This is a genomic window from Nitrosomonas ureae (assembly GCF_001455205.1).
GTDB lineage: Bacteria > Pseudomonadota > Gammaproteobacteria > Burkholderiales > Nitrosomonadaceae > Nitrosomonas > Nitrosomonas ureae.
In genome coordinates this window covers 3,269,963-3,293,875 of record NZ_CP013341.1, presented here as the reverse complement: position 1 = coordinate 3,293,875, position 23,913 = coordinate 3,269,963, and the positions used below count along the sequence as shown (strand labels likewise).

Annotated in this window: 28 protein-coding genes and 1 tRNA gene; 22 read left to right on the top strand and 7 right to left on the bottom strand. The window is 40.9% G+C overall.

Going from position 1 to position 23,913, the window contains the following annotated elements:
• The first annotated feature begins 27 nt into the window (after window positions 1–27).
• From ATY38_RS16755 to ATY38_RS15160, 14 genes are all read left to right on the top strand, one after another.
• Window positions 28–465 (top strand): hypothetical protein, encoded by a 438-nt coding sequence (locus ATY38_RS16755; RefSeq protein ID WP_235590336.1) that lies wholly within the window; start codon window positions 28–30, stop codon window positions 463–465.
• Entirely contained in the window at window positions 398–784 is a 387-nt protein-coding gene (locus ATY38_RS16750; RefSeq protein ID WP_235590334.1) for a hypothetical protein, read from the top strand. Before ATY38_RS16755 ends, ATY38_RS16750 begins: the two co-directional genes overlap by 68 nt.
• Window positions 785–871: 87 nt before the next feature.
• Window positions 872–2,779, top strand: coding sequence for a threonine--tRNA ligase (gene thrS / locus ATY38_RS15215; RefSeq protein ID WP_062560032.1), 1,908 nt, complete (start codon window positions 872–874; stop codon window positions 2,777–2,779).
• Between the two features lie 51 nt (window positions 2,780–2,830).
• Window positions 2,831–3,385: a translation initiation factor IF-3 gene (gene infC, locus ATY38_RS15210; protein ID WP_082633060.1), complete on the top strand. Its 555-nt coding sequence runs from the start codon at window positions 2,831–2,833 to the stop codon at window positions 3,383–3,385.
• Window positions 3,386–3,501: 116 nt separating this feature from the next.
• Window positions 3,502–3,699, top strand: coding sequence for a 50S ribosomal protein L35 (gene rpmI, locus ATY38_RS15205; RefSeq protein WP_013647984.1), 198 nt, complete (start codon window positions 3,502–3,504; stop codon window positions 3,697–3,699).
• Between the two features lie 13 nt (window positions 3,700–3,712).
• Window positions 3,713–4,072, top strand: coding sequence for a 50S ribosomal protein L20 (rplT, locus tag ATY38_RS15200; protein WP_062560030.1), 360 nt, complete (start codon window positions 3,713–3,715; stop codon window positions 4,070–4,072).
• Between the two features lie 104 nt (window positions 4,073–4,176).
• Entirely contained in the window at window positions 4,177–5,196 is a 1,020-nt protein-coding gene (gene pheS, locus ATY38_RS15195; protein WP_062560029.1) for a phenylalanine--tRNA ligase subunit alpha, read from the top strand.
• 39 nt (window positions 5,197–5,235) lie between these two features.
• Window positions 5,236–7,608: a phenylalanine--tRNA ligase subunit beta gene (gene pheT, locus ATY38_RS15190; protein WP_062560028.1), complete on the top strand. Its 2,373-nt coding sequence runs from the start codon at window positions 5,236–5,238 to the stop codon at window positions 7,606–7,608.
• 150 nt (window positions 7,609–7,758) lie between these two features.
• Window positions 7,759–8,055, top strand: coding sequence for an integration host factor subunit alpha (locus ATY38_RS15185; RefSeq protein WP_013647980.1), 297 nt, complete (start codon window positions 7,759–7,761; stop codon window positions 8,053–8,055).
• Window positions 8,045–8,422: a MerR family transcriptional regulator gene (locus ATY38_RS15180; RefSeq protein WP_062560027.1), complete on the top strand. Its 378-nt coding sequence runs from the start codon at window positions 8,045–8,047 to the stop codon at window positions 8,420–8,422. Before ATY38_RS15185 ends, ATY38_RS15180 begins: the two co-directional genes overlap by 11 nt.
• Before the next feature lie 60 nt (window positions 8,423–8,482).
• Window positions 8,483–8,559, top strand: a tRNA-Pro gene (locus ATY38_RS15175).
• Window positions 8,560–8,653: 94 nt separating this feature from the next.
• Complete coding sequence (gene surE / locus ATY38_RS15170; RefSeq protein WP_062560026.1) at window positions 8,654–9,418, top strand: 5'/3'-nucleotidase SurE; 765 nt, start codon at window positions 8,654–8,656, stop codon at window positions 9,416–9,418.
• A 25-nt stretch (window positions 9,419–9,443) separates the two neighbouring features.
• A complete protein-coding gene (locus ATY38_RS15165; RefSeq protein WP_062560243.1) occupies window positions 9,444–10,106 on the top strand; it encodes a protein-L-isoaspartate(D-aspartate) O-methyltransferase in 663 nt (220 codons plus the stop codon).
• An 18-nt stretch (window positions 10,107–10,124) separates the two neighbouring features.
• Window positions 10,125–11,177: a peptidoglycan DD-metalloendopeptidase family protein gene (locus tag ATY38_RS15160; RefSeq protein ID WP_062560025.1), complete on the top strand. Its 1,053-nt coding sequence runs from the start codon at window positions 10,125–10,127 to the stop codon at window positions 11,175–11,177.
• Window positions 11,178–11,243: 66 nt separating this feature from the next.
• Here the strand turns inward: ATY38_RS15160 and smbP are convergent, their stop codons facing one another.
• The 5 genes from smbP to nadA all read right to left on the bottom strand — a co-directional run bounded on the left by smbP (window position 11,244) and on the right by nadA (window position 16,034).
• Window positions 11,244–11,609: a small metal-binding protein SmbP gene (smbP, locus tag ATY38_RS15155; RefSeq protein WP_062560024.1), complete on the bottom strand. Its 366-nt coding sequence runs from the start codon at window positions 11,607–11,609 to the stop codon at window positions 11,244–11,246.
• Between the two features lie 197 nt (window positions 11,610–11,806).
• Entirely contained in the window at window positions 11,807–12,577 is a 771-nt protein-coding gene (locus ATY38_RS15150; protein WP_062560023.1) for an HAD family hydrolase, read from the bottom strand.
• Window positions 12,578–12,591: 14 nt separating this feature from the next.
• Window positions 12,592–13,632, bottom strand: coding sequence for an L-threonylcarbamoyladenylate synthase (locus ATY38_RS15145; RefSeq protein WP_062560022.1), 1,041 nt, complete (start codon window positions 13,630–13,632; stop codon window positions 12,592–12,594).
• 53 nt (window positions 13,633–13,685) lie between these two features.
• Window positions 13,686–14,858: a cardiolipin synthase ClsB gene (gene clsB, locus ATY38_RS15140; protein WP_082633059.1), complete on the bottom strand. Its 1,173-nt coding sequence runs from the start codon at window positions 14,856–14,858 to the stop codon at window positions 13,686–13,688.
• A 72-nt stretch (window positions 14,859–14,930) separates the two neighbouring features.
• Window positions 14,931–16,034 (bottom strand): quinolinate synthase NadA, encoded by a 1,104-nt coding sequence (gene nadA / locus ATY38_RS15135; protein ID WP_418006927.1) that lies wholly within the window; start codon window positions 16,032–16,034, stop codon window positions 14,931–14,933.
• A gap of 220 nt (window positions 16,035–16,254) precedes the next feature.
• On the opposite strand from nadA, the gene lptC reads away from it, so the two are divergent.
• From lptC to ATY38_RS15095, 8 genes are all read left to right on the top strand, one after another.
• Window positions 16,255–16,818 carry an LPS export ABC transporter periplasmic protein LptC gene (gene lptC, locus ATY38_RS15130; protein ID WP_062560021.1) on the top strand — a complete coding sequence of 188 codons (564 nt, stop codon included), beginning with the start codon at window positions 16,255–16,257 and terminating at the stop codon, window positions 16,816–16,818.
• Between the two features lie 11 nt (window positions 16,819–16,829).
• Window positions 16,830–17,360, top strand: a complete 531-nt coding sequence (lptA, locus tag ATY38_RS15125; RefSeq protein WP_062560020.1) for a lipopolysaccharide transport periplasmic protein LptA — start codon at window positions 16,830–16,832, stop codon at window positions 17,358–17,360.
• Window positions 17,361–17,399: 39 nt separating this feature from the next.
• On the top strand, window positions 17,400–18,122 hold the full coding sequence (gene lptB / locus ATY38_RS15120) for an LPS export ABC transporter ATP-binding protein (protein WP_062560019.1): 723 nt from the start codon (window positions 17,400–17,402) through the stop codon (window positions 18,120–18,122).
• Window positions 18,123–18,176: 54 nt separating this feature from the next.
• Window positions 18,177–19,625, top strand: coding sequence for an RNA polymerase factor sigma-54 (locus tag ATY38_RS15115; protein ID WP_062560018.1), 1,449 nt, complete (start codon window positions 18,177–18,179; stop codon window positions 19,623–19,625).
• Between the two features lie 18 nt (window positions 19,626–19,643).
• Window positions 19,644–19,967 (top strand): ribosome hibernation-promoting factor, HPF/YfiA family, encoded by a 324-nt coding sequence (hpf, locus tag ATY38_RS15110; protein ID WP_013647966.1) that lies wholly within the window; start codon window positions 19,644–19,646, stop codon window positions 19,965–19,967.
• Between the two features lie 121 nt (window positions 19,968–20,088).
• On the top strand, window positions 20,089–20,556 hold the full coding sequence (locus ATY38_RS15105) for a PTS sugar transporter subunit IIA (protein WP_062560017.1): 468 nt from the start codon (window positions 20,089–20,091) through the stop codon (window positions 20,554–20,556).
• Window positions 20,543–21,505, top strand: coding sequence for an HPr(Ser) kinase/phosphatase (gene hprK, locus ATY38_RS15100; protein ID WP_062560016.1), 963 nt, complete (start codon window positions 20,543–20,545; stop codon window positions 21,503–21,505). The genes ATY38_RS15105 and hprK overlap by 14 nt, the downstream gene beginning before the upstream one ends.
• A 59-nt stretch (window positions 21,506–21,564) precedes the next feature.
• On the top strand, window positions 21,565–22,179 hold the full coding sequence (locus ATY38_RS15095) for a flavin prenyltransferase UbiX (RefSeq protein ID WP_062560240.1): 615 nt from the start codon (window positions 21,565–21,567) through the stop codon (window positions 22,177–22,179).
• A gap of 60 nt (window positions 22,180–22,239) precedes the next feature.
• Here the strand turns inward: ATY38_RS15095 and ATY38_RS15090 are convergent, their stop codons facing one another.
• Complete coding sequence (locus ATY38_RS15090) at window positions 22,240–22,815, bottom strand: 5-formyltetrahydrofolate cyclo-ligase (RefSeq protein ID WP_235590332.1); 576 nt, start codon at window positions 22,813–22,815, stop codon at window positions 22,240–22,242.
• A 10-nt stretch (window positions 22,816–22,825) separates the two neighbouring features.
• Window positions 22,826–23,899, bottom strand: coding sequence for an A/G-specific adenine glycosylase (mutY, locus tag ATY38_RS15085; protein ID WP_062560014.1), 1,074 nt, complete (start codon window positions 23,897–23,899; stop codon window positions 22,826–22,828).
• Window positions 23,900–23,913: the final 14 nt, after the last annotated feature.

Here is a 23,913-nt window from a genome sequence, read left to right as displayed (position 1 = left end):
GGGCTTTTTATTCGTTGAGGTTTTTGTATGCTGAATCATTTTCCAAAGCCGGATATTGTTTATCCACATAGAAATAAAGACTACTTTATAGCTGGCTTCACTTTCTTTTGTGTTGCAGTGAGTCTGGTAATCGATGGCAGCGCAAGTTATGAAACTCAAAACATTATGGGAGTCATCGCCTGGATTTTCTTGTTTGGATTACTAATTGGCGAAAATAAAGAAGTGCGCATGCAAGTTGTAGTTGCGGTAGTATTTGCAACTGCAGGAGAGCATTTTGCTTCCATTTATATGGAAGGATATACCTATCGATTTGGGAATGTTCCATTGTATGTTCCACCTGGGCATGGGATGGTTTATTTGACAGCAGTCGCACTTTCTCGCTCAAGATTTTTTTTTGATGAACGCAAAAGAATTGGCAATTTTTGTTATTGTATCGGGCGGACTATGGTCGATCTGGGGTATTAGCGGAATCCCTGAGCAAGGAGATCAAGTAGGAGCCTTTTTATTTTGCATTTTTGTTATTTGCTTATTCAAAGGGCGGTCGCCAATGGTTTATCTGGGGGCTTTCTTTATTTGCACATGGCTTGAGATTATAGGAACGGCGGCAGGCACTTGGAAATGGGCATCCATTGAACCAGTTTTTAATTGGACTCAGGGAAATCCTCCCAGTGGAGTGGCAGCTTGGTATTGTTTGGTCGATGCAGTAGCTATTGGTTTTGCACCGAAGATTCTAAATGGTTTGCAAAAAATGAGTAACTGGTATAAAACATCACTTGATAAATAACCTCACGCTCAAATAAAATTTCGTGATGTGTGATGGGATTTATGACATATCATTTTTGTTAAATATGATTCTTTTGAGGGAATATTTGTGACTGTAGTTCGTTTGCCGGATGGATCAGAACGTGTTTTTGAACATCCTGTTAGTGTGATGGAAGTTGCTATGACTATTGGTTCTGGTCTTGCGCGTGCAGCTATCGCTGGAAAAATCAATGGAAAATTGGTTGATTTAAGTTATCTGATGGAAGATGATAGTGACTTGGCGATTATTACGGAGAAAGATAATGAAGGATTAGAGATTATCCGGCATTCTTGTGCACATCTGTTAGCGCATGCGGTAAAAGAATTATTCCCAGAGGCACAAGTAACTATTGGACCAGTAATCGATGATGGATTTTATTATGATTTTTCTTACAAGCGTTCATTTACTTTTGATGATCTAACTGCGATTGAGAGGCGCATGATTGAAATCAGTAAACGAGATTTGAAAATAGACCGAAAAATAGTGGAACGAGCTAAGGCAATTGATTTTTTTAAAAAACAAGGTGAATATTACAAAGCTCAAATAATTGAATCAATACCGGGTGATGAAGATTTGTCACTTTATTCTCAAGGTGATTTTACCGATCTTTGTCGCGGACCACATGTTCCTGCCACTTCAAAAATAAAAGTTTTTAAGCTTATGAAAGTTGCCGGTGCTTATTGGCGCGGTGATTCAAACAATGAAATGCTACAACGTATTTACGGAACAGCTTGGGCTAACAAAGATGATCAAAAAAATTACTTGCATCGATTAGAAGAAGCGGAAAAAAGAGATCACCGCAAGATTGGTAAGCAATTGAATTTATTTCACATGCAAGACGAAGCATCCGGTATGGTGTTTTGGCATCCAAAAGGATGGACGCTATGGCAACAAATAGAGCAGTATATGAGGAATATCCTGAGTCAGAATGGTTATCACGAAATACGAACACCTCAAATTCTGGATAAGGATTTATGGGTACGTTCAGGGCATTGGGAAAACTTTCGTGAAAATATGTTCATTACGCATTCAGATGAACGTGATTTTGCAATCAAGCCGATGAACTGCCCTGGTCATGTGCAAATATTTAATCAAGGTTTGCGGAGTTATCGCGAGTTACCGATTCGATTCGCAGAATTTGGTTCGTGCCATCGCAATGAAGCATCAGGAGCGTTGCATGGAATCATGAGAGTGCGTGGTTTTACGCAAGACGATGCGCATATTTTTTGTACTGAAGATCAGATACAACAAGAGGTCGTGGGATTTATTGATTTATTGAAAATTGTTTATGCAGATTTTGGTTTCCGGGAGATTTTGATAAAACTTTCAACTCGCCCCCCAAAACGCGTCGGTTCAGAGGCGCAATGGGATAAATCAGAAGCTGCATTGGAAGCGGCACTCAATGAAGTTAAATTGGAATGGGAGCGGCAACCTGGTGAAGGGGCTTTTTATGGTCCTAAAATTGAATTTTCCCTCAAGGATTGTATTGGTCGTGTGTGGCAATGTGGCACATTGCAGCTAGATTTTTCAATGCCTGATCGCTTGGGTGCGGAATATGTAGCAGAGGATAACTCGCGGCAAGTCCCGGTTATGCTACATAGAGCTATACTTGGTTCATTGGAAAGATTTATCGGGATATTGATAGAAAATTATGCAGGCGCATTACCTTTGTGGTTGTCGCCTGAACAAGTTGTTGTATTAAATATATCTCGTACACAGATTGATTACGCGCAAGAAGTGGTAGTTCAATTAAGGGATAATGGCGTCAGAGCGAGTTTAGACTTGAGAAATGAGAAGATAACCTATAAAATCCGTGAGCATAGTTTGCAGAAACTTCCGTATCAGATTATTGTTGGAGATGAAGAAGTACGAGTAAATAAAATTGCTGTTCGTAATCGAGCGGGTGAGAGTCTTGGTCAAATGAAATTACCAGATTTCCTCGTGCGGTTTAATGAAGAGCTTTCATTAAAGGTGTAATTTCTTTATTTAACTAATTTTGGAGAATTTGCCATAGTTCAGGATAAGTCAGTGCGTATCAATGAAGAAATTGATGTGCAGGAAGTGCGTTTAATTGGTGTGAACGGAGAGCAAGTTGGTATTGTTTTACTTGCGCATGCGAATGCCTTGGCGGAAGAGGCAGGAGTTGATTTGGTTGAGATTGCTCCAACGGCACAGCCGCCGGTTTGTCGATTGATGGATTATGGAAAGTTCCGTTACCAAGAAAGCAAGAAAAAGCATGATGCGAAATTAAAGCAAAAACAGGTTCAAATTAAAGAAATTAAATTTAGACCCAACACAGATGAAGGAGACTATAATATTAAGCTTAGGAATCTGATAAGCTTCTTAGATGAAGGCGATAAGGTTAAAGTGACATTGCGTTTTCGTGGGCGTGAAATGGCGCATCAAGAGTTTGGTATGCGTTTACTTGAGCGTGTGAAAGATGATTTAGAATCCTTCGCAATAGTGGAGCAATTTCCTAAAATGGAAGGGCGTCAGATGGTTATGGTATTATCTCCTAAGAAAAAAGATGCTAAAGCAGATAAATCAAAAGTAGTGACGGAAGATTCATTGATATCAACCTAGTAGTATACTATTTTGCAAGTTATTGTAATTAAATATAAAAATAAGTGATTGTCAGGTCTGTAAAGTTTCTCTCATCATGAGAACACCTGTCTTCCATGCTAAATGAGGAGTATTTTATGCCTAAGATGAAAACTAAAAGCGGAGCAGCGAAGCGCTTTAAATTTCGAGCGAGCGGAAGTATTAAACGCTCGCAAGCTTTTAAACGTCATATATTGACAAAAAAAACAACAAAAAATAAACGTCAATTACGAGGTATAGCGGAAGTTCATTTTACCAATGAAAACGCTATCCGTACTATGATGCCTTACGCATAAAAAAGGAGTAAGCATGCCTAGAGTAAAACGTGGTGTAACCGCACATGCGCGGCATAAAAAAATATTGGATTTAGCTAAAGGCTATCGAGGACGTAGAAAAAATGTTTATCGCATAGCAAAACAGGCTGTTATGAAGGCTGGTCAGTATGCCTATCGTGATCGCCGTCAACGTAAAAGACAATTTAGAGCTTTATGGATTGCACGGATCAATGCGGCTGCTCGTGAGTGTGGCTTATCGTACAGTGTGTTTATGAATGGTTTGAAAAAAGCCAGTATAGAAGTAGATAGAAAAGTTTTGGCTGATTTGGCCGTGTTTGATAAGAGTGCTTTTGAGAGAATCGTAGAACAAGCTAAGGCTAGTTTAGCGACATAATTATTAGGGATAATATATTGATGGGAGGTCGGGTAAACCCTGAGCCTCCCTTTTTCTTATGAAAATAATAATGAACAAAAAATAATTCTCAACGCTAAATTAGCATGGAAAATCTGAAAGAAATTATTTCTGAAGCAGAAACTTTGATGAATATTATCGAAGATGCTGCAGAGTTGGAAAATGTTAAGGCGCGTTATCTCGGCAAGAACGGCATTCTTACCGAATTGCTCAAAGGGTTAGGAAAGCTTCCAGTTGAAGAGCGTCCTATTATAGGCAGTCAGATCAATGAAGCAAAAATCCAATTAGAGTCAACGCTTAAAAACCGGCGTAGTGTAATTCAAGCTAAAGAACTAGAAAAAAAACTGACGGAAGAGGCATTAGATGTTACTTTGCCGGGTAGAGGGCATGGTGTTGGTGGGCTGCATCCTGTAACTCAGACTCTGCAGCGCATTGAGGGATTATTTCATTCAATTGGTTTCAATGTAGTCTCAGGACCTGAAATAGAAACTGATTTTTATAATTTTACAGCCCTGAACATTCCAAAAAATCACCCGGCTCGCGCTATGCATGATACGTTTTATATTGATAATGGGGATTTGTTGCGCACACATACATCGCCGGTTCAAATTCGATATATGCAGAATAATAAACCACCCGTCAAAGTGATTGCGCCCGGTCGGGTTTATCGTTGTGATTCTGATGTGACGCATACACCAATGTTTCACCAAGTAGAAGGCTTATGGATTGACGAGAATGCCAATTTTTCTGCTTTAAAAGGTGTTTTAGCCAATTTTATGGCACAATTTTTTGAACATGATGATTTGCCAGTAAGATTCAGGCCATCTTTTTTCCCATTTACCGAACCTTCTGCTGAGATGGATATTGGTTGTGTGATCTGTAGTGGAAAAGGCTGCCGAATATGTAGTCATACAGGTTGGTTGGAAGTGCTCGGGTGTGGAATGATTCATCCTAACGTATTAAAGCATGTCGCGATCGATAGTGAACAATACATTGGATTCGCATTCGGTTTGGGTGTGGAGCGCTTGACAATGCTCAGATATGGTGTCAATGATTTGAGATTGTTTTTTGAAAATGATTTGCGTTTTCTTAAACAATTTAATTGAATCCAAAAAATTTACTTACTGTATTAGTTGTGAATTTCCATGAAATTTTCTGAAATCTGGTTACGAAGTTTTGTTAATCCTGCGTACTCTGGTGATCAGCTTGCGCATGCACTCACGATGGCTGGCATCGAAGTTGAAAGTATTGAGCCAGTAGCATCTGCTTTTGATAATGTGGTCGTGGCAGAAGTTGTTTCGGTTGAGAGGCATCCCACGGCAGATAAACTATCCGTTTGTAATGTGAAAACAGGAAAATCAGATAATGATCTATTGCAGATTGTCTGTGGTGCACCTAATGTAAGTGTTGGAGCAAGAGTACCCTGTGCACTGATCGGGGCAAATTTACCCAACCTCATGATCAGAAAAACGAAATTGCGAGGTATAGATTCTTCCGGAATGCTATGTTCAGCAAAAGAATTAGGTATTAGTGAAGTGGCGGATGGTTTGTTATTACTTCCTAATGATGCTCCGGTCGGTATGGATTTTCGCAGTTATTATCAGCTTGAGGATAGAATTTTTACATTGAGTTTGACTCCTAATCGAGCTGATTGCCTGGGCGTACAAGGCGTAGCCCGGGAAGTTTCAGCCATAACAGATACCGACATCCTGCTTCCGTTTGCAATAGAAAATGTTTCTGACGAAATTAATGATACGCTTAATGTGCATGTGACTGCTCCAGATGCGTGTCCGCTATATTGCGGCCGGTTATTGCGGAATATTAATCTGAATGTGACAACGCCCCTATGGCTGACACAGAGATTAGAACGTAGTGGTATACGATCAATTAATCCAGTCGTTGATATTACCAATTATGTAATGTTGGAAATAGGTCAACCCATGCATGCCTTTGATCTAGCTAAGATAACAGGTGGTTCTATCCAAGTACGTTATGCGTTTTCGCATGAGAAAATTCAATTATTGAATGGTGATCAAGTAGACTTGACTCCGGAAATGCTTTTAATAACGGATGAGCATAAACCACTCGCATTAGCCGGCATCATGGGTGGTTCGGAGAGTGGTGTGACGTATAGCACCACGGATATTTTCTTAGAAAGTGCATTTTTTAGTCCTGCTGTAATCAGTGGTAAGTCGTTTCATCTAGGCTTTAGCTCAGATTCGGCTTATCGTTTTGAACGTGGAGTAGACTTTGCAGCCACAAGAAGCGCACTTGAACGTGCTTCATATCTGATTCATAGCATCTGCGGTGGTCAAGCAGGCGCGGTAATCGAAATAAAGCATGAATTACCTCAACGATCGTCAGTTGATGTACGTATGGAACGAATAAAACGGATATTGGGTATTGATCTCAATAAGGAGCAAATCGGTAATTATTTTAGACGATTAGGATTTAAATTCTCTGAGAAAGATAAGTGTTTTAGTGTGATGCCACCCACCTATCGTTTTGATCTAATGATAGAAGAAGATTTTATTGAGGAGCTGGCGCGCATTTATGGTTATGACCACATTCCCACTCATTATCCGTATGCCAGTATGACGATGTTACCGGAACCTGAAACGCAACATACCACAATAGAAATTAAACAAACATTAATAAATCTTGATTATCAAGAGGTTATTAATTATTCTTTCGTAGATGCTGATTGGGAAGCTGATTTTGTAGATAATCATAAGCCAATCATGTTGCTGAATCCGATTTCAAGTCAGATGAATGTAATGCGTAGTACGCTGATTGGCGGGCTTATTGCCAACTTACAGTTTAATTTAAATCGTAAGCAAGTTAGGGTGCGTTTGTTTGAAGTTGGTTGTTGTTTTTTACGCGAGGATGAGAGGGATTGTAAGCAAATAGAAAAAATTTCCGGCCTTAGCTATGGAGATTTTTCATCTGAGCAATGGGGAATAGCGGCAAGAAACGTTGATTTCTATGATATTAAAGCAGATGTGGAAGTTCTGTGCCGAGGTAAATCAGTTGAGTTTAAAAGATTTTCTCATCCGGCATTACATCCTGGAAAATCGGCAGAAATCTGCTTCGAAGACAGAATTATTGGATGGATTGGTGAATTGCATCCACGCTGGCAAACGAAATACGGTTTACAAAAAAATACGATATTGTTTGAACTTAATTTACACAGCTTAAAACCAAAACTTCTGCCCCTTATCAAGGAGATTTCTAAATTCCCGCCTGTAAGACGAGATATTGCAATTATTGTTGATAATGAGATTAGTGCATATTCATTACTATCCTGTATGCAGACAGTGAAATCAGCAATTATATCGGATATATCATTATTTGATATTTATCGCGGTAACGGTATGGAAAGTAACAAAAAAAGTCTTGCATTCCGTGTATTGTTGCAAGATACTGAGAAAACACTGACGGATGAGCAAGCAGAATATGCAATAACAAGTCTAATAACAATATTGAAAAATCAGTTTGGCGCCGAACTGCGTAACTGATACTTGTTAAGATTTGTACTTGAATTTCCTTCGTAGATTAATAATCTTGATAGCGTATTAATCTGTATTTTCTAAGGGCGCTACTAATTACTGAATTGCCTCTGTATTAAGTTAATATTTACACAAAATTATAATTAAAAGGAGTGAAGTATGGCATTAACAAAAGCTGAATTAGCTGATCTATTATTTGAGAATGTCGGACTAAATAAACGTGAAGCGAAAGACATGGTTGAGTCTTTCTATGAGGAAGTGCGCACCGCCTTACAAAACGGAGAGGGTGTTAAATTGTCCGGTTTTGGCAATTTTCAGTTACGTTCAAAACCGCAACGCCCCGGAAGGAACCCAAAAACAGGTGAAGAAATTCCGATTACTGCACGTCGTGTAGTGACATTTCATGCTAGTCAGAAATTAAAAGCCTTGGTCGAAAAAAATTATCATGGAAAGTAAAAAAACAAATAACACATTGTTGCCAATCCCTGCTAAGCGCTATTTTACAATTGGGGAGGTAGGGATACTTTGTGATGTCAAACCGCATGTGTTGCGCTATTGGGAGCACGAATTTTTACAATTAAAACCAGTTAAACGTCGTGGAAATCGTCGTTATTACCAACGCCAAGAAATTTTATTGATACGGCGCATTAGAGAGCTACTGTACGTACAAGGCTTTACAATCAACGGTGCACGGAATCAATTGGAACATATTACAGAATCACATACATCTGATAAAGACAATATTAATCTGTTTTTTCCAAAGATGGATTTAGGTTATATCCGGTGTGAGATTAATAGTATTAAGTCACAATTGCTTTCATGAAATAGTATTTCAGTGATAGCTTCAAAAGTTTGAGTGTTTTGTTTGCTATAATTATGCACTCGGGGCGTAGCGCAGCCTGGTAGCGTACTTGCATGGGGTGCAAGTGGTCGGAGGTTCGAATCCTCTCGCCCCGACCATGTGATTAAGTATGTCTGTAAATTTGATTGATGCAAAATTTAATGTGCCGGAACATATTTCTTTCGATAAATTTATAACCAGTAGCTTATAAAAATGCGCATATTGCTCAGTAACGATGATGGCTATTTTGCGCCCGGTCTTGCTTGTCTTGCTGATTTTCTCTCGAAAATGGCAGAAATCATAGTAGTTGCTCCTGAAAGGGATCGAAGTGGATCCAGTAATTCATTAACACTGGATCGCCCGCTTAACTTGCAAAAATCTCATAATGGTTTTTATTATGTCAATGGAACACCAACGGATTGTGTCCATCTGGCAGTCACAGGTATGCTTGATGTAATGCCGGATATGATCATATCCGGCATAAATCAAGGCGCTAACATGGGTGACGATACAATCTATTCGGGTACTGTTGCCGCGGCTACCGAAGGTTTCTTGCTGGGCATTCCTTCAATAGCCGTTTCCTTGGTTAATGCGTCTCGTGGAAACTACTTGACTGCTGCACGTGTTGCAGCTGATATGGTGAGTCACTTCAGAGAAAATGAAATCCAGAGCCCGGTTCTGTTAAATATTAATGTGCCGGATATCGAGTATCACCAACTTAAAGGGATCGAGGTTACTCGACTGGGGCGACGCCATAAAGCTGAGCCAGTGATCAAATCACAAAGTCCTCGCGGAGAAGTTATGTACTGGGTTGGCGCTGCAGGCCCTGCACAGGATGCGGGCAAAGGTACAGACTTTTATGCAACCCAGAATGACCGGGTTTCAGTGACTCCACTGCAGATTGATTTAACCCGATATGATCAATTGGATTTCATAGCAAGGTGGCTTGATAATCAGGCACCTGTTATGTTTAAGTGATATAAATTTTTGTGAGTAATGATTGGTGAATGTGAGTCATTCTGGAATTGGTATGACCTCTCAGCGTACGCGTATGCGCATGATTGAGCGCTTGCGTACACAAGGGATTGCTGATGAAGTGGTCTTATCAGCGATGAGTACAATTCCTCGTCATATTTTTGTTGAAGAAGCGCTTGCGAGCAGAGCTTACGAAGATGTTGCTTTGCCCATAAATTATGGACAAACCATATCAAGTCCATGGATTGTTGCACGAATGAGTGAATTATTGCGTGTAAATACAAACTTAGAAAAAGTACTGGAAATTGGGACTGGCTGTGGATATCAGACAGCTGTACTAGCAAAGATTGCACAGAAAGTTTATTCGGTAGAGCGCATAGGATCATTATTAACGCGAACTAGAATTCGATTGCAAGAATTGCAAATTAGAAATATTTATTTAAAACATGCAGATGGCTTACTTGGACTTGCAGAAGCCGGGCCATTTGATGGTATTATCATGACAGCGGTGACTACACATGTTCCTATTTCATTGTTGGAACAAATAGTTGTCGGTGGCAGAATGATTTTTCCCAAAGGGACTCAGAAACAGAATTTGTGTGTTATTGAGCGCAATCCTCAAGGGTATAATGAGACCGTGCTGGAAGAGGTAAATTTTGTCCCCTTGCTCGGGGGGGTTGTAAAAAAATAGTAGCTCGGGGAACATAAAATGACAAATGTTGCAATGATCAATACTGATAGTTGTAATTGTATCGTTAAGTTATTTATTTTTATGACAAGAAAATCAAAATCGTGCACGTGTAGTTTTTATTTGCTGTTGATTACCTATCTTTTTCTATTGGGATGCAGCACGACACAACCGCCTGTGCCGGTTGTTGATCGTGTGAAAACCGATTCTGCAGCGTCAGCTAGATCGATCGAGTCCAACAATCTGGATCGTCATCAGTTTTATATTGTGCAGCAAGGGGATACCCTATATGGCATTGCGCTTAAAAATAATATTGATTACAAAAAATTGGTGGAATGGAATGAGATTACAGATCCAAATTCCATCAAGCCAGGACAAAAAATTAGCTTGTCTATGCCGATAAGTGATTCACAGCCCATATTGTTTGCATTACCTCAGCAACCGATAACTACAGCTATCGAACCGAGTGTGGATTCTTCCGATTTTGCAAACAATAATGTTGATGCCAGTAGGCTAAAAACGAGTCCGAAGGCCCTTAAATTGCCTTTCTCAGAACAAAATGTGGCTCGATTACAATATCCGGAAAATCATACCTCGCCATCTGCAGCGCAACCTTCTCCAGTTACCCCTGCTGTGATGGCAAATACTAAAATTGAAACGGCTCCTCAACCCGAAACATCAAAGGCGGATATACCAACAAGTCATTCGATTGCTGAATGGATCTGGCCTACAACAGGAAAATTACTATCATCTTTTTCCAAGAATTCGAAGGGTGTAAAGATATCAGGTCAAGCTGGACAACCAATATTGGCATCGGCTGCAGGTGAAGTTGTCTACAGTGGACATGGACTTCGTGGTTATGGGAATCTGATCATTATCAAGCATAACAATACATTTCTCAGCGCCTATGCCCATAATAGCAGGCTACTGGTCAAAGAAGGCGAGGCTGTGGCAAAAGGGCAGAAAATTGCGGAAATGGGAAATACTGATACAGATATGACCCAGTTGCATTTTGAGATCCGTAAACATGGTAAGCCGGTTGATCCATTGGAATATCTACCCAATCAATCTTAATTAAAGGAATGAGCAGACCAGCAACTGGTTGGAAATTATTATTCCTTCTACAATCGCCCTGCAGTCTCATTCTAAAATCGGAAGTCGCATATACTCCAGAGCTTGTATGATGTGCTTTGTCGCCACTTCAGAATCATTCTGATTAGCCAGGGCGATCGCTTTTTCCAGATGTTTGATAGACTCCGTTATGCGTTGATGTGATATTGTCAACTCATTTTCTGCAGCTCTTGCATGAGTAAGACTTTCCTGCGCATATTCTAATAAGGTCTTGGTGTGTCCTGCTTTGCCATGTATGCGCGCAGTTTCAGCGAGTTTTATAGTTTCAGTTATATGGTGGTTAGCATTTGAGGCGGTGACTTCTGATGAGCTAAAAAGAAACGTTAATGTGCTCATAATAGCTACGATAATGATTTTTGACTGCCTGGATTCCATAATGCCGCCTCAATGTTAATTGATAATAAAGTATCCGTTACCTCATATGTTTATACCATAATCCTATGGGTGCTCATGGATAACAATCAGATTTTTTATAGCATAGTTTGATATAAGGAAGATTCATATTTTTATATGAATTAAAAAGATTAAACCCGTTATTTATAAAAAATAGATTGAGCAATAGTGATCGCAATTCAATGATTAATTAAATTATTGAGTATTTCATAATCTACCCATCCTTGAGTAATTGTTACGCCTTGTATTTGAGTCAATGGCTTTGAGGGTTCACCCAGATCAGACAAAACTGCAACAGCCTCATCAAAGCGTTGTTGGTGGGTGTAGCCGCTTACCGTGATCAGCGTCGGGAGGAGTGCGGCTCGTGCTGATTTGAGTCCATTTTCTGAATCTTCTATTGCGATACACTGTTGTGCAGGCAAATCAAGCTGATTGAGAACCCAATGATATATATCGGGCGCCGGTTTCTTCGATGGAACAATGTCGCCGGCACCAATGACGTCAAACCAGTCAATTGATTCTTCACCTAATGTGGATTTAAGCAGGGAAGTGACATTTTCCATAGTTGTTGTGGTTGCGATTGCAAATTTTATTTTTTTCTGCCGTAATTCTTGAATTAACCGTGCAACACCGGGACGCAATGGAATATTGCCAGTTTCCATCAGTGATTCAAAGTATTTGGTTTTAGCTTTGTGCAGACTGGCAATCCAATTCGTCAGATCGTTTTTATTGAGCTCGGAAGGGACAAAATTTTCCATGAAATAGCGAATTCGTTCTTTTCCGCCAGTAATTTCTAATAGCTTACCATAAAGATCAATATCCCAATTCCAATCGAGATTAAATTGTTGAAATGCGGCATTGAAAGCAACGCGATGGCCATCTTGCTCAGTATCTGCAAGCGTGCCATCAACATCAAATAGTACAGCTTGCAACTTTTTTTGATTTTTCATTTTCTTGGTTAATTTCAGTTGTTGTCAGGTGAATGGTAACTGGCACGTTGCAAACGGTCCGCTATGGCTAACCAGTTGGGATGATCAGGAGGTGATTCTATCAGCATATAATCAAATTCTGCTTGATCAAACTGGCGTAATTTAGCATAAAGTTGTCGACCATAAGCGACCGGATCTTCCGGCATGGAGAATTGCTCGATAAATTGATTTGAGAATTCCGGTTTATTGGTATTCGACCAGGTGATGACCATGACGCGTAAATTCTTTTCAGCCAGTATAAAAGCCTGCTGCCATATTTGTGTATTCGAATACACCCTTAATGGTGTCATTGGCGCATAGTGGGCTGGTAATGACCCAGAAGTTCGGATTGACTGATTATTGATATGATGTGCAAGAATGACAGAGTTATTTAAGGCTGCTTCAAGTTCTAATAATGTAATACTGCCTGGCCGCAGTATTTGCGGTATTTCATCGTGAAAGCTGACAATGGTGCTTTCCAAGCCTACATTACAAGCTCCGCCATCGAGAATCATATCAACAGTGCTGCCTAATTCTTGATGCACATGCGCTGCCAAGGTTGGACTAATGCGTCCAAAACGGTTAGCAGAAGGTGCTGCCAAGGCTTTTTCCGGTCCTAATGCGCGTAATAAAGCCAATGCAACAGGATGCGCTGGGAATCTGATCCCAACGGTGCCTTGCCCGCCGGTAACACTATCAGGAATGCGATTGCTGCGCGGTAGAATTAATGTTAAAGGTCCGGGCCAGAAGTGATTGGCTAATTTCCATGCTGAGTCCGATATAGCTTGTGCCCAATAGTGAAGATGGGAAATATTGCCAATATGAACGATCAGCGGATGATCGATAGGGCGTTGCTTTATTTTGTAAATCTTCTCTATGGCGACTGGATTTGTCACGTCGGCGCCAAGTCCATATACAGTCTCAGTCGGAAAGGCTACTATGCCCCCTGTACGCAAAATTTGAGCGGCTGCAGTAATTTGATCCAGTTGTACTGGAGATAAGTCAGATTGTGTGAATGCGTACTGTGTATGTTTCATTCGTGTGATTTGATTGTTAGATGCAAATGAGAGCTGATGGGATTGATAAGGAATTATAGTTTGCTGTCATGCCGATCATAACCTAGCATACCTTGCAACAAGCGTACGATATAGAAACATAACCAATTTACTGCATAATTCCATCTGGAAAAAATTTTTTTGTCTGTTGATGTGATTAAGGTGGATTCTTGTGAAATTGCAGTTCTTAGGCTGGTTCGCAGCTTGCTGGCGAACTGAGGGTCTGCAATGAAAACATTGGCCTCGCGTGCAAGAAGTAAACTGAAGGGATCAATATTGGATGAACCTACTATTGCCCAATATTGATCAATAACGGCTACTTTGGCGTGTAGATAGCTGCGATTATATTCATAAATTTTTATGCCGGCTTGCAATAGATCCTCATATAACGCCTGAGTGGCATAATGTTGCAGAGGGTATTCAATTCTACCTTGCAATAAGAGTTCGACATTGACACCTCTTCGAGCAGCATTTTTCAACGCATTACTGAATTTTCTTCCAGGCAGGAAATAGGCGTTGGCAATAATAATTTCATTATTTGCTTGATTAATACCTTCCAGATAAGCGTGCTCAATATCATGGCGATGGCGCCAATTATCGCGGATAACAAACGCAGCTTTCTGGTTTCCGCAAGAATTGTTTGCCGGTTTTATAGTGTTGGGAGTGATCCAGCGTTTCTTAAAGTGTGCCCATGCAACTAGGATCCATAAATGTTTCACAGCCTTATGGATCTGAATCAATAACGGCCCTTTAATAACAACTGCATAATCGAAGCGTGGTGTCAATTTCTCGGGATTGTCCTGATCGTCAATGATGTTAATCCCACCGATATAGGCGATTTGAGCGTCGATAAGTGTCAATTTGCGGTGCATTCGACGCAGACGGTAACGACGTGGCATTGAGAATATAAATTCTGGACGGAATATGAGTACCTTAATACCGGCTTGCAGCATAGGTTTTATTTCTGCCGTGGGAAAGTTTTGTGAGCCAAATCCGTCAAATAACAGATGTACAGATACGTCACGTTGTGCTGCGCGTTTTAAAGCAGCTATGATCTTTCTGCCAACGGCATCGTATTCCAAAATATACGTTTCAATATGTATTTCAAATTGCGCCTTTTCGATTGCGGCCTCTAGCTCAGGAAAATATTCCTCACCATTATGCAAAAGAGTAATGAGGTTGCCTTCAACAAAATCAATATCTTTCATTGATGAATAAGCTTCGTTGTGAATGCAACAATCGGGTTTCCAGATTTATACTACCGATATTGGGACGCACGATTATGAAATCTTCAACATTCTATCCAATGCTAATCTTGCTTGCTTTGCTTCTTCCAGAGGTACTTTGATCTGATTCACGATATTGCCATTGACCAGATTCTCTAACGTCCAGGCCAGATGCTGCGGATCAATTCGTGCCATGGTTGAGCACATACATACCATGGGTGACATAAATTGAACGATCTTACCTTGGGATTTGAATTCTTCTGTAATCCGGCTGACCAGATTCAATTCGGTGCCAACCAGCCAGCGCGTCCCGCTTTTTGCTGCAGCGATGGTTTTAATAATATACTCGGTTGAGCCGACATAATCCGAAGCTTTGCAAACTTCATAATTGCATTCCGGATGCGAAATGACAATGCCGTCGGGGTATTGATTGCGAAAACGGATAATATGCTGTGGTTGAAACATCTGGTGAACGGAACAATGTCCCTTCCACAAAAAAATCTTTGCCTTAGTAATTTGCTCTGGAGTTAATCCACCCATAGGTTCATCAAAATTCCACACGGGCATTTCTTCTAATGGAATGCCTAACTGATGTCCACTCCAGCGGCCCAGATGCTGATCAGGAAAGAACAGCACCTTTTCTCGCTGTTTAAAAGACCATTGCAATACTTTGCTGGCGTTGCTGGATGTGCAAACAATACCATTGTGTTCGCCGCAAAAGGCTTTAAGATCGGCGGCAGAATTGATATAGGTGACGGGGGTAATTGTTTCGTCAGGATTTATAATTTCTGAGATTTCCCGCCATGCTCGTTCGACATTCGAGAGATTGGCCATATCTGCCATTGAGCAGCCGGCCGCCAAGTCGGGTAAAATTGCAACTTGTTCTGGGCTTGAGAGTATATCCGCAACTTCAGCCATAAAATGAACCCCGCAAAATACCAGATAATCGGCATCGGTCTGAGCGGCCAGAAAAGAAAGTTTCAAGGAATCGCCCGTCAGATCGGCATGTCGATATACATCCGCACGCTGATAGTGATGAGCCAGGATCACGGCACGCTTACCTAGATTCTTTTTGGCTGCGATAATGCGCTGCGCGCACATTTCGTCCTCTAATTGATCATATTGCTCAAATTCAAATACTCTTTTGGGCATTGTCATGTGGTATTTTCCTAAAGATTTATTAAGTAATGTACAGCATTCTATTTGAATATGTGGATCCATCGATCAAATTAGAGGGTTTCTAGCGTAAAAGTTTCTAGAGTCAATACATTAAATGAGAATTAGCGTTCTGATATAATTTTGCAAGAGTATGTTATTAAAATTAATAATAGAGATAATCCATATTCAGAATTCTGGAACTAAGCGCGAGTAATTTTTAATGAGTAAGCAACCCTATTTTAGCTCACCCTTAATTTTTTTCATTATCCTGATTTTGCTGACATTATGGTTAGATGTATTAACCAGGCCGCCTGAGAAAAATAAAAATGATAATACTTACTTCAATCCAGACTATATTGTAGAAGATTTGTCGGGTATTCGAGTGGATCATAATGAAGGCATTCAACGTGAATTTTCAGCGCAAAAACTGCTTCATTATCTGGATGAAAAAGTTACTCAATTGGAGCAAACAAATTTTATTAATATTGATCCGGGAAATCCTCTCATGCGCTTGCATGCTGATCAAGCTGAGATAAAAAATAAAGGAGCAGATATTTACTTGACAGGAAATGTATCAGCAACGAGAGGTGCTGATGACGACAAAAATAAAATAACGTTGAGTACCGATTTTTTATACCTCATGCCGGATGAAAATTTGGTAAAGACAGATCGGGCGGTGACCATTACAAAATTGAATACTATAATTCATGCGACTGGCTTGGAGTTCAACAATCGCATTGGAAAGATACAACTACTGTCGAAAGTAAGCGCTGTTAATAACTAATTGATAAAATTATGAAACTGCTGATAACTATGTGTTTTTGGGGTGTATTCTCTATTTCTGCTGCTTGGGCTGAGCGCGGTGACCGTGAGAAGCCCATTCATTTGGAAGCGGATCGTGCAACCGTAGAGGATGTGAATCGCAAAGAGGGAACACGGATCAGTATTTTTACCGGAAATGTAATCCTGACGCAGGGAACCTTACGTATTAATGCTGATAAAGTAATTATGAAAGAAGATTCGCAAGGGTTTCGGCATGCAACCGCCACGGGGAGTCTTGTCAGCTTCCGTCAAAAACGTGATCGGATGAATGAGTATGTAGAGGGTTGGAGTGAGCGGGCTGAATACGATAGTAAAACAGAAAAAATCGAATTATTTCGTCAAGCGCGATTAATACGCGGTGAAGATGAAGTGCTGGGCGATTATATTTCCTACGATATGAATAGTGAGTTTTTTCAGGTGATTGGCAGTAAAGAACGGGGTGTTGAGACAGGACCCGATAAACGGGTGCGGATAATCATTCAGCCTAAAAATAAACCCGAATAGTTTAAGCTGCCCAGTTAAATACGGATGTAATTGCATGGTATGAGCGAGTTAAAGGCAAATAATTTAAAAAAACGGTATAAGTCGCGTACGGTCGTGGAGGATGTTTCCTTTTCACTCAGTAGCGGAGAGGTGATTGGTTTGCTTGGGCCCAATGGTGCTGGAAAAACAACCTGTTTTTATATGATTGTTGGGCTATTGCCTCTTGATGGCGGTGGAATCTATTTGGATGATCAGGATTTAAGCCTGTTGCAGATTCATCAGCGGGCAAAGCTGGGATTAAGTTATTTGCCACAGGAAGCATCTATTTTTCGGCGCTTGACGGTGGAAGAGAATGTTCTCGCAGTATTAGAGTTGCAAAGCCTGGATGAAGATACAAAACAGAGGCATTTAGATGACTTATTACACGATTTGCATATCAGTCATTTGCGTAATAATCCTGCTATTAGTTTATCGGGAGGTGAGCGCCGCCGAGTTGAGATAGCTCGTGCTTTGGCATCGCAACCTCGTTTTATTTTGCTCGATGAGCCTTTTGCTGGGGTTGATCCCATTGCGGTTCTGGATATCCAGAAAGTGATAGCCTTTCTTAAGGAGCGAAAAATCGGTGTGCTGATTACCGATCATAATGTCCGCGAAACATTAGGGATTTGCGATCGGGCTTATATCATTAGTGAAGGGCATGTGCTGGCAAAAGGTCGATCGGAAGAAATCATAGATAATGAAAAGGTCAGAGAAGTTTATTTGGGAGAGCATTTCCGATTATAAGAAAAAGGTGGGATTGATGTTGCATCAATTAGTAACAGTTGTTTTTTCGGGATTATGAAGCCAACACTCCAACTCAAGCTGACTCAGCAACTGAAACTAACTCCTCAGTTACAGCAATCCATCCGACTGCTACAGTTATCAACACTTGAGCTGAATCAAGAAATCGAGCGTATTGTGCAGGAAAATCCATTGTTGGAATTGCGCGATGACTGGAGTTCATCTGAGGCGAATAATTCATCTGAATCTGTAGAATCTCCCCGTTCCGTAGATTCTGAAAGTGCTTCAATCGAAGGGAGCGAATCTGAAGCCGATATTGTATCGGAAGAAAATTTTGAACCGGATTCTGAATGGTTACAAGAAAATAGTTCTGCTCATAATACCTTTGAGAATGATGATTGGGAAGCATTGCAGGTTCCTGATAAGCCACTAAGTTTGCGAGGACATTTGAATTTTCAAGTGTCCTTAAGCTCAATCTCCGAGTATGAAAGAAAAATTATTGGGTTGTTGATTGACAGTTTGAATGACGATGGTTATTTATTGCAGGACTTGGGTGAACTGGTGGATTTGCTACCAGCAGAACTGGGGATTGATTTGCAGGATTTGGAAAGTGCGCTCATGCACTTGCAGCAATATGATCCACCTGGTGTGGGTGCGCGTGATCTAAAGGAGTGCTTAGTATTGCAGCTGCAGGCATTACCAGGTGAAGTGACATACCGCGCCCAGGCTATAAAAGTTGTACAAGAATATTTAGGGATTCTGGCGTCACATGATTTCGCGCAAGTCAAAAAGTTATTAGGATGTGATGATCTAACCCTAAAAGCTATCCAGAAACTGATTACCAATTTGAATCCTAAGCCTGGTATTCAGTTTAATTTCCAGAGTGAACGCTACATTATTCCTGATATTACAGTTGTAAAAAGAAATGGAGTTTGGTTGGCGAATCTTAATATGAGCGCAATTCCACGTCTCAATATTAATCATCTATATGCTAATATATTGAAACAAGAACATCATTCTGCACGTGGTCTCATAAGTCAGTTGAATGAAGCGAAATGGCTTATTAAAAATGTTCAGCAACGTTCAAGCACTATCCTTAAAGTTGCTGGTGTAATTGTAGAACGTCAGCAGCAGTTTTTTGAACATGGAGAAGTTGCGATGCGCCCGCTTGTGCTAAGGGAAATTGCAGAAACATTAAATTTGCATGAATCAACAGTATCCCGGGTAACGACGCAAAAATATATGTATACTCCGCGGGGTATTTTTGAGCTTAAATATTTTTTTGGAAGTCATGTTTCCACCGATTCAGGAGGAGCTTGTTCAGCTACGGCCATTCGTGCATTAATCAAGCAATTGATACAGGAAGAGAATTCAAAAAAACCACTCAGCGATAATAAAATTTCAACTATTCTTGAACAACAAGGGATCGTTGTTGCGCGTCGTACCATTGCGAAGTACCGGGAATCATTACAGATTCCTGCAGCCAATCTTCGTAAATCAATTTAATTCGAATAAAGGAAAAATATGAACCTTAAACTTACTGGTAACCATGTAGAAATTACTGATGCAATGCGAGATTATGTGACCTCAAAAATCAGCAAGGTTACACGTCATTTTGATCATGTGATCGATGTCAGCGTCATTCTATCGGTAGAAAAGCTTAAACAAAAAGCTGAAGCAAATGTACATGTGCGCGGTAAAGATATTTTTGTTGAAACCGACAGTGAGGATATGTATGCATCTATAGACAGTTTGGTGGATAAATTGGACCGGCAAATTCTCAAGCATAAGGAAAAGAACCTTGAACGACGGAATCATGGTTCATTGAAAGATCAAGATTTCGGATAATTCGAGCTGATTCAGGTATCCAGTTTCTCCAGATAGAATTAATGTATTTTCGTGAACACTATTAATTGCGTTCAAACCTTGCATTCTGTGCTACCGTTTGGATGAAATGACTCTATTCCCTATGAATCAAATTTCACAACTGTTATCCGTTTCAAATGTTATTGTCGATTTAGATGTTACTAGTAAAAAACGTGTTTTTGAGCAAGCTGGTTTATTGTTTGAGAATACAAATCAGATTGCCCGTAGTCAGGTTTTTGATAGTTTGTTTGCACGCGAGAAACTTGGTTCAACTGGCCTGGGGCAAGGTGTAGCTATTCCGCATGGACGTATAAAGGGATTGCGTGAAGCGGTAGCGGCTTTGGTGACGATGAAAGAAGGGGTGCCTTTTGATGCACCTGATGGTCTACCGGTTAATATCGCATGTATTTTACTGGTTCCGGAAAAAGCGACTGACAAGCATCTGCAGATTTTAAGCGAGCTGGCGCAAATGTTTAGTGATAAGTCATTTCGTGAAAGTATCTTACATTGCAGAGACGCTGCAGCAATTCATAAACTTATTGTTGATTGGGAGCCGAATGTCGCGAATTAGTATTGCTCAACTCTTTGACGATAAGAAAGAAAAGCTTAAGTTGACCTGGATCGCAGGACAAAATGGCGGCGCTATTGAATTGAGTGATGAGAAGATTGCGCAATCGGGTCAGGGTATGATTGGCCATTTGAATTTTATTCATCCGGACTGGATTCAAGTAATTAGCATCGATGAGATTCATTATTTAAAAAAACTGGAAGCCGCTTCTCTGGAGAAAAAGATTAATCAACTTACTCAACAGAGTAACGTGGCTTGTATTATTGTCGCGGATAATGCCGAAGTGCCTGCACCTATTTTCAATATGGCCAGCACATTCAATATTCCGCTGCTACATTCACCTTTTCCCGGCTTGGAAGTAATCTGGTTAATACGTACTTATCTAAGTAGCGTGTTGGCACCGTCCTGTAGTTTGCACGGTGTGTTTCTAGACGTACTGGGCGTGGGGGTGCTGATAACAGGGGAAAGTGGCGTCGGTAAAAGTGAATTGGCTCTGGAATTGATTAGTCGTGGCCACGGCTTGGTAGCGGATGATGTCGTTGAATTACGACGCATTGCCCCGGAAACATTGGAAGGCCTCTGTCCCCCAATGTTGAGAGATTATTTGGAAGTGCGCGGATTAGGTATGCTGAATATCCGTACAATTTTCGGTGAAACCGCAGTGCGACGGCGGAAAAATATGAAACTGATTGTACATTTGCAAAATTGTGGCGGAGCCGGTTCTGGTTTATTGGAGCGATTGCCGATTAGTGATCTTACTGAAAAAATCATGAATGTTGATATCCCTAAGGTAATTATTCCTGTTGCAGCGGGTCGTAATTTGGCTGTTCTGGTGGAAGCAGCAGTGCGAAATTATGTCTTGCAATTACGTGGAATAGACGGTACGAAAGAGTTTATCGAACGGCATGAACGAGAAATGAATCACCAATTAGAGAATAAGGATCCGCATTAAGTACCTTTTTCTTTAGTTTTTTGTAGCTCGTCCAGTTTTTCAAATCCATGTACATTTCGATGAAAAATCCTCACACGATTACCTTGGCATTGACCGGAGCATCTGGAATGCCTTACGGGATTCGTTTGCTCGAGATGTTGTTGCAAAAGGGTAAGCAGGTTAATCTGCTGTACTCAAAAGTGGCACAGATTGTTGCGCAACAGGAGATGAATTTTACGCTGCCTGCCAGTGCCAAAGAAGCAGAGGCTTTTTTTAGTCGTCAATTCCATGCGCAAGATGGACAGTTGCGCGTTTTTGGGCGTGAAGAATGGTTTGCGCCAGTCGCTTCGGGATCAAATCCGGCTGATGCAATGGTTATTTGTCCTTGTACCATGGGAACTTTAGCTGCCATAGCTGCAGGTATGAGTCAGAATTTGATTGAGCGTGCTGCTGATGTTGCGTTAAAGGAAAACCGGTTACTTATCATCGTTCCCAGGGAGATGCCGTTTTCAGTAATTCATCTGGAAAATATGCTCAAGTTGGCACGGGCAGGCACAGTAATTCTGCCGGCTAACCCGGGTTTTTACCATCATCCGGAAACGATACAGGATATGGTGGATTTTGTTGTGGCCCGAATTCTTGATCATCTAGGGGTCGATCATGCTTTGATTACCCGTTGGGGAGCAGAAAGATAAAATCTTCGTTACTCTACAGGATTATCGATTAGCATTCTGAAGTGTTGCAACGCGTGATAATCAATAGTGTTTGGTTTGAAAGCTTCCCGCCTCTGTAATTACATAATGCATTGCGATATCATGCGCTTGCGGATAAGTATCTTCTAATCGTTGTATTTCAAAAGCCACGCCAAGACTGAGAGGTTGTCGCTGATAACTAGCTAGTGTGCGATCGAAAAAGCCACTGCCATAACCTAACCGATAGCCTCGCTGATCAAATCCCACCATGGGTATTATCACTGCATCCGGCCGGACAATTTGGGTGTCTACTGGTATCGGAATACCGTAAGCACCATTTTTCATCGGTGTATCCATCGACCATTCGCGGAAGCATAGGGGTGTATCCTTGTCGATGATTTCCGGCAATGCAAGTGTAGCGCCATTCTGGATAAAATATCGGGCTATGGATCGCGGATCGTATTCACCACGGAATGGACAATATATCCCGATAATCATTTTATGCGGGTTGGGCAATTTTTGCATAAGATTACCTGAAATTGCCTGACTCCATTTCCAATGCGTTTTTCCCGGAATATTTTCACGAGCAGAGATCAATCGCTTTCGTTGATGTTTTTTCCATTCAAATAAGTTTTCCACAGTTTCTAATTTAAATCCCAGGCGAAGAGTGACCAGACAAGAAAGTTTGTTTAATTAATTTTCTGACAGGTGCCGGAATACCTTTCGCAAGCGCATTCATTGGTTTGGTCCAAATAAATTTGGATAGTGTAATCAACGAGTCTGAGGAGGTTACCTGTAGTAATTGCGGGTGTATGCGTAATTTGAAATGTGTGAATTGATGGTCTAATGTTGGCAATTTAATCGGTGCTTTTACTTCAATATTTAAATTGCGTTGACAATGATTGATGACATCTATTCCGACGCCAATTTCAGGCGGACACCATAATCCTCCCCAGATACCTGGAGATGGCCTTTGTTCCAGCAGTATATTGTGTCGTTCCATCAACAGCAAAAAAATGGCTTCTTTCTGTGGTAATGGTCTGCGAGGTTTTGCGGTAGGGACTTGATTCACGCGGTCTTCTTTTAATGCTACACATTCCGATTGCAGTGGGCAAATTTTACACCGTGGAGCATGCCGAGTACAAACGCTAGCGCCTAAATCCATCAATGCTTGAGTATAGGCTTCGATTTTGCCGTTATGATAATGAACGGGTAATGATTCTTCGGCTTTCTTCCATAGCAAATTCTGTGTTTTGTTTTCTCCCGGGTAACCGGAAATACCATAATAACGTGCAAAGATTCGTTTAACATTGCCATCCAAGATTGCTTCTCTCTGACCAAAGGAAAAAACTGCTATTGCGGCTGCTGTTGAGCGTCCAATTCCCGGTAATTTTTGAATAGTCTCCCGTGTGCAGGGAAATTGTCCTTGATAGTAGTGCATTACTTCGCGGGCTGTTATGTGTAGATTACGTGCGCGCGAATAATAGCCAAGACCACTCCAAAGACTTAGTACAGTGTCAAGCGAAGCTTGTGCGAGGCTATCAATTGTCGGGAATTCCTGCATGAATCGCGCATAATATGGAATGACCGTATTGACCTGGGTTTGTTGTAACATAATTTCTGATAGCCAGATTGCATAAGGATCACGACTTTTTTGCCACGGTAAATGATGACGGCCATGTTGACCATGCCAGATAATTAAGCGTTCTGAAACGATTGACATAATGGCAAAGATAG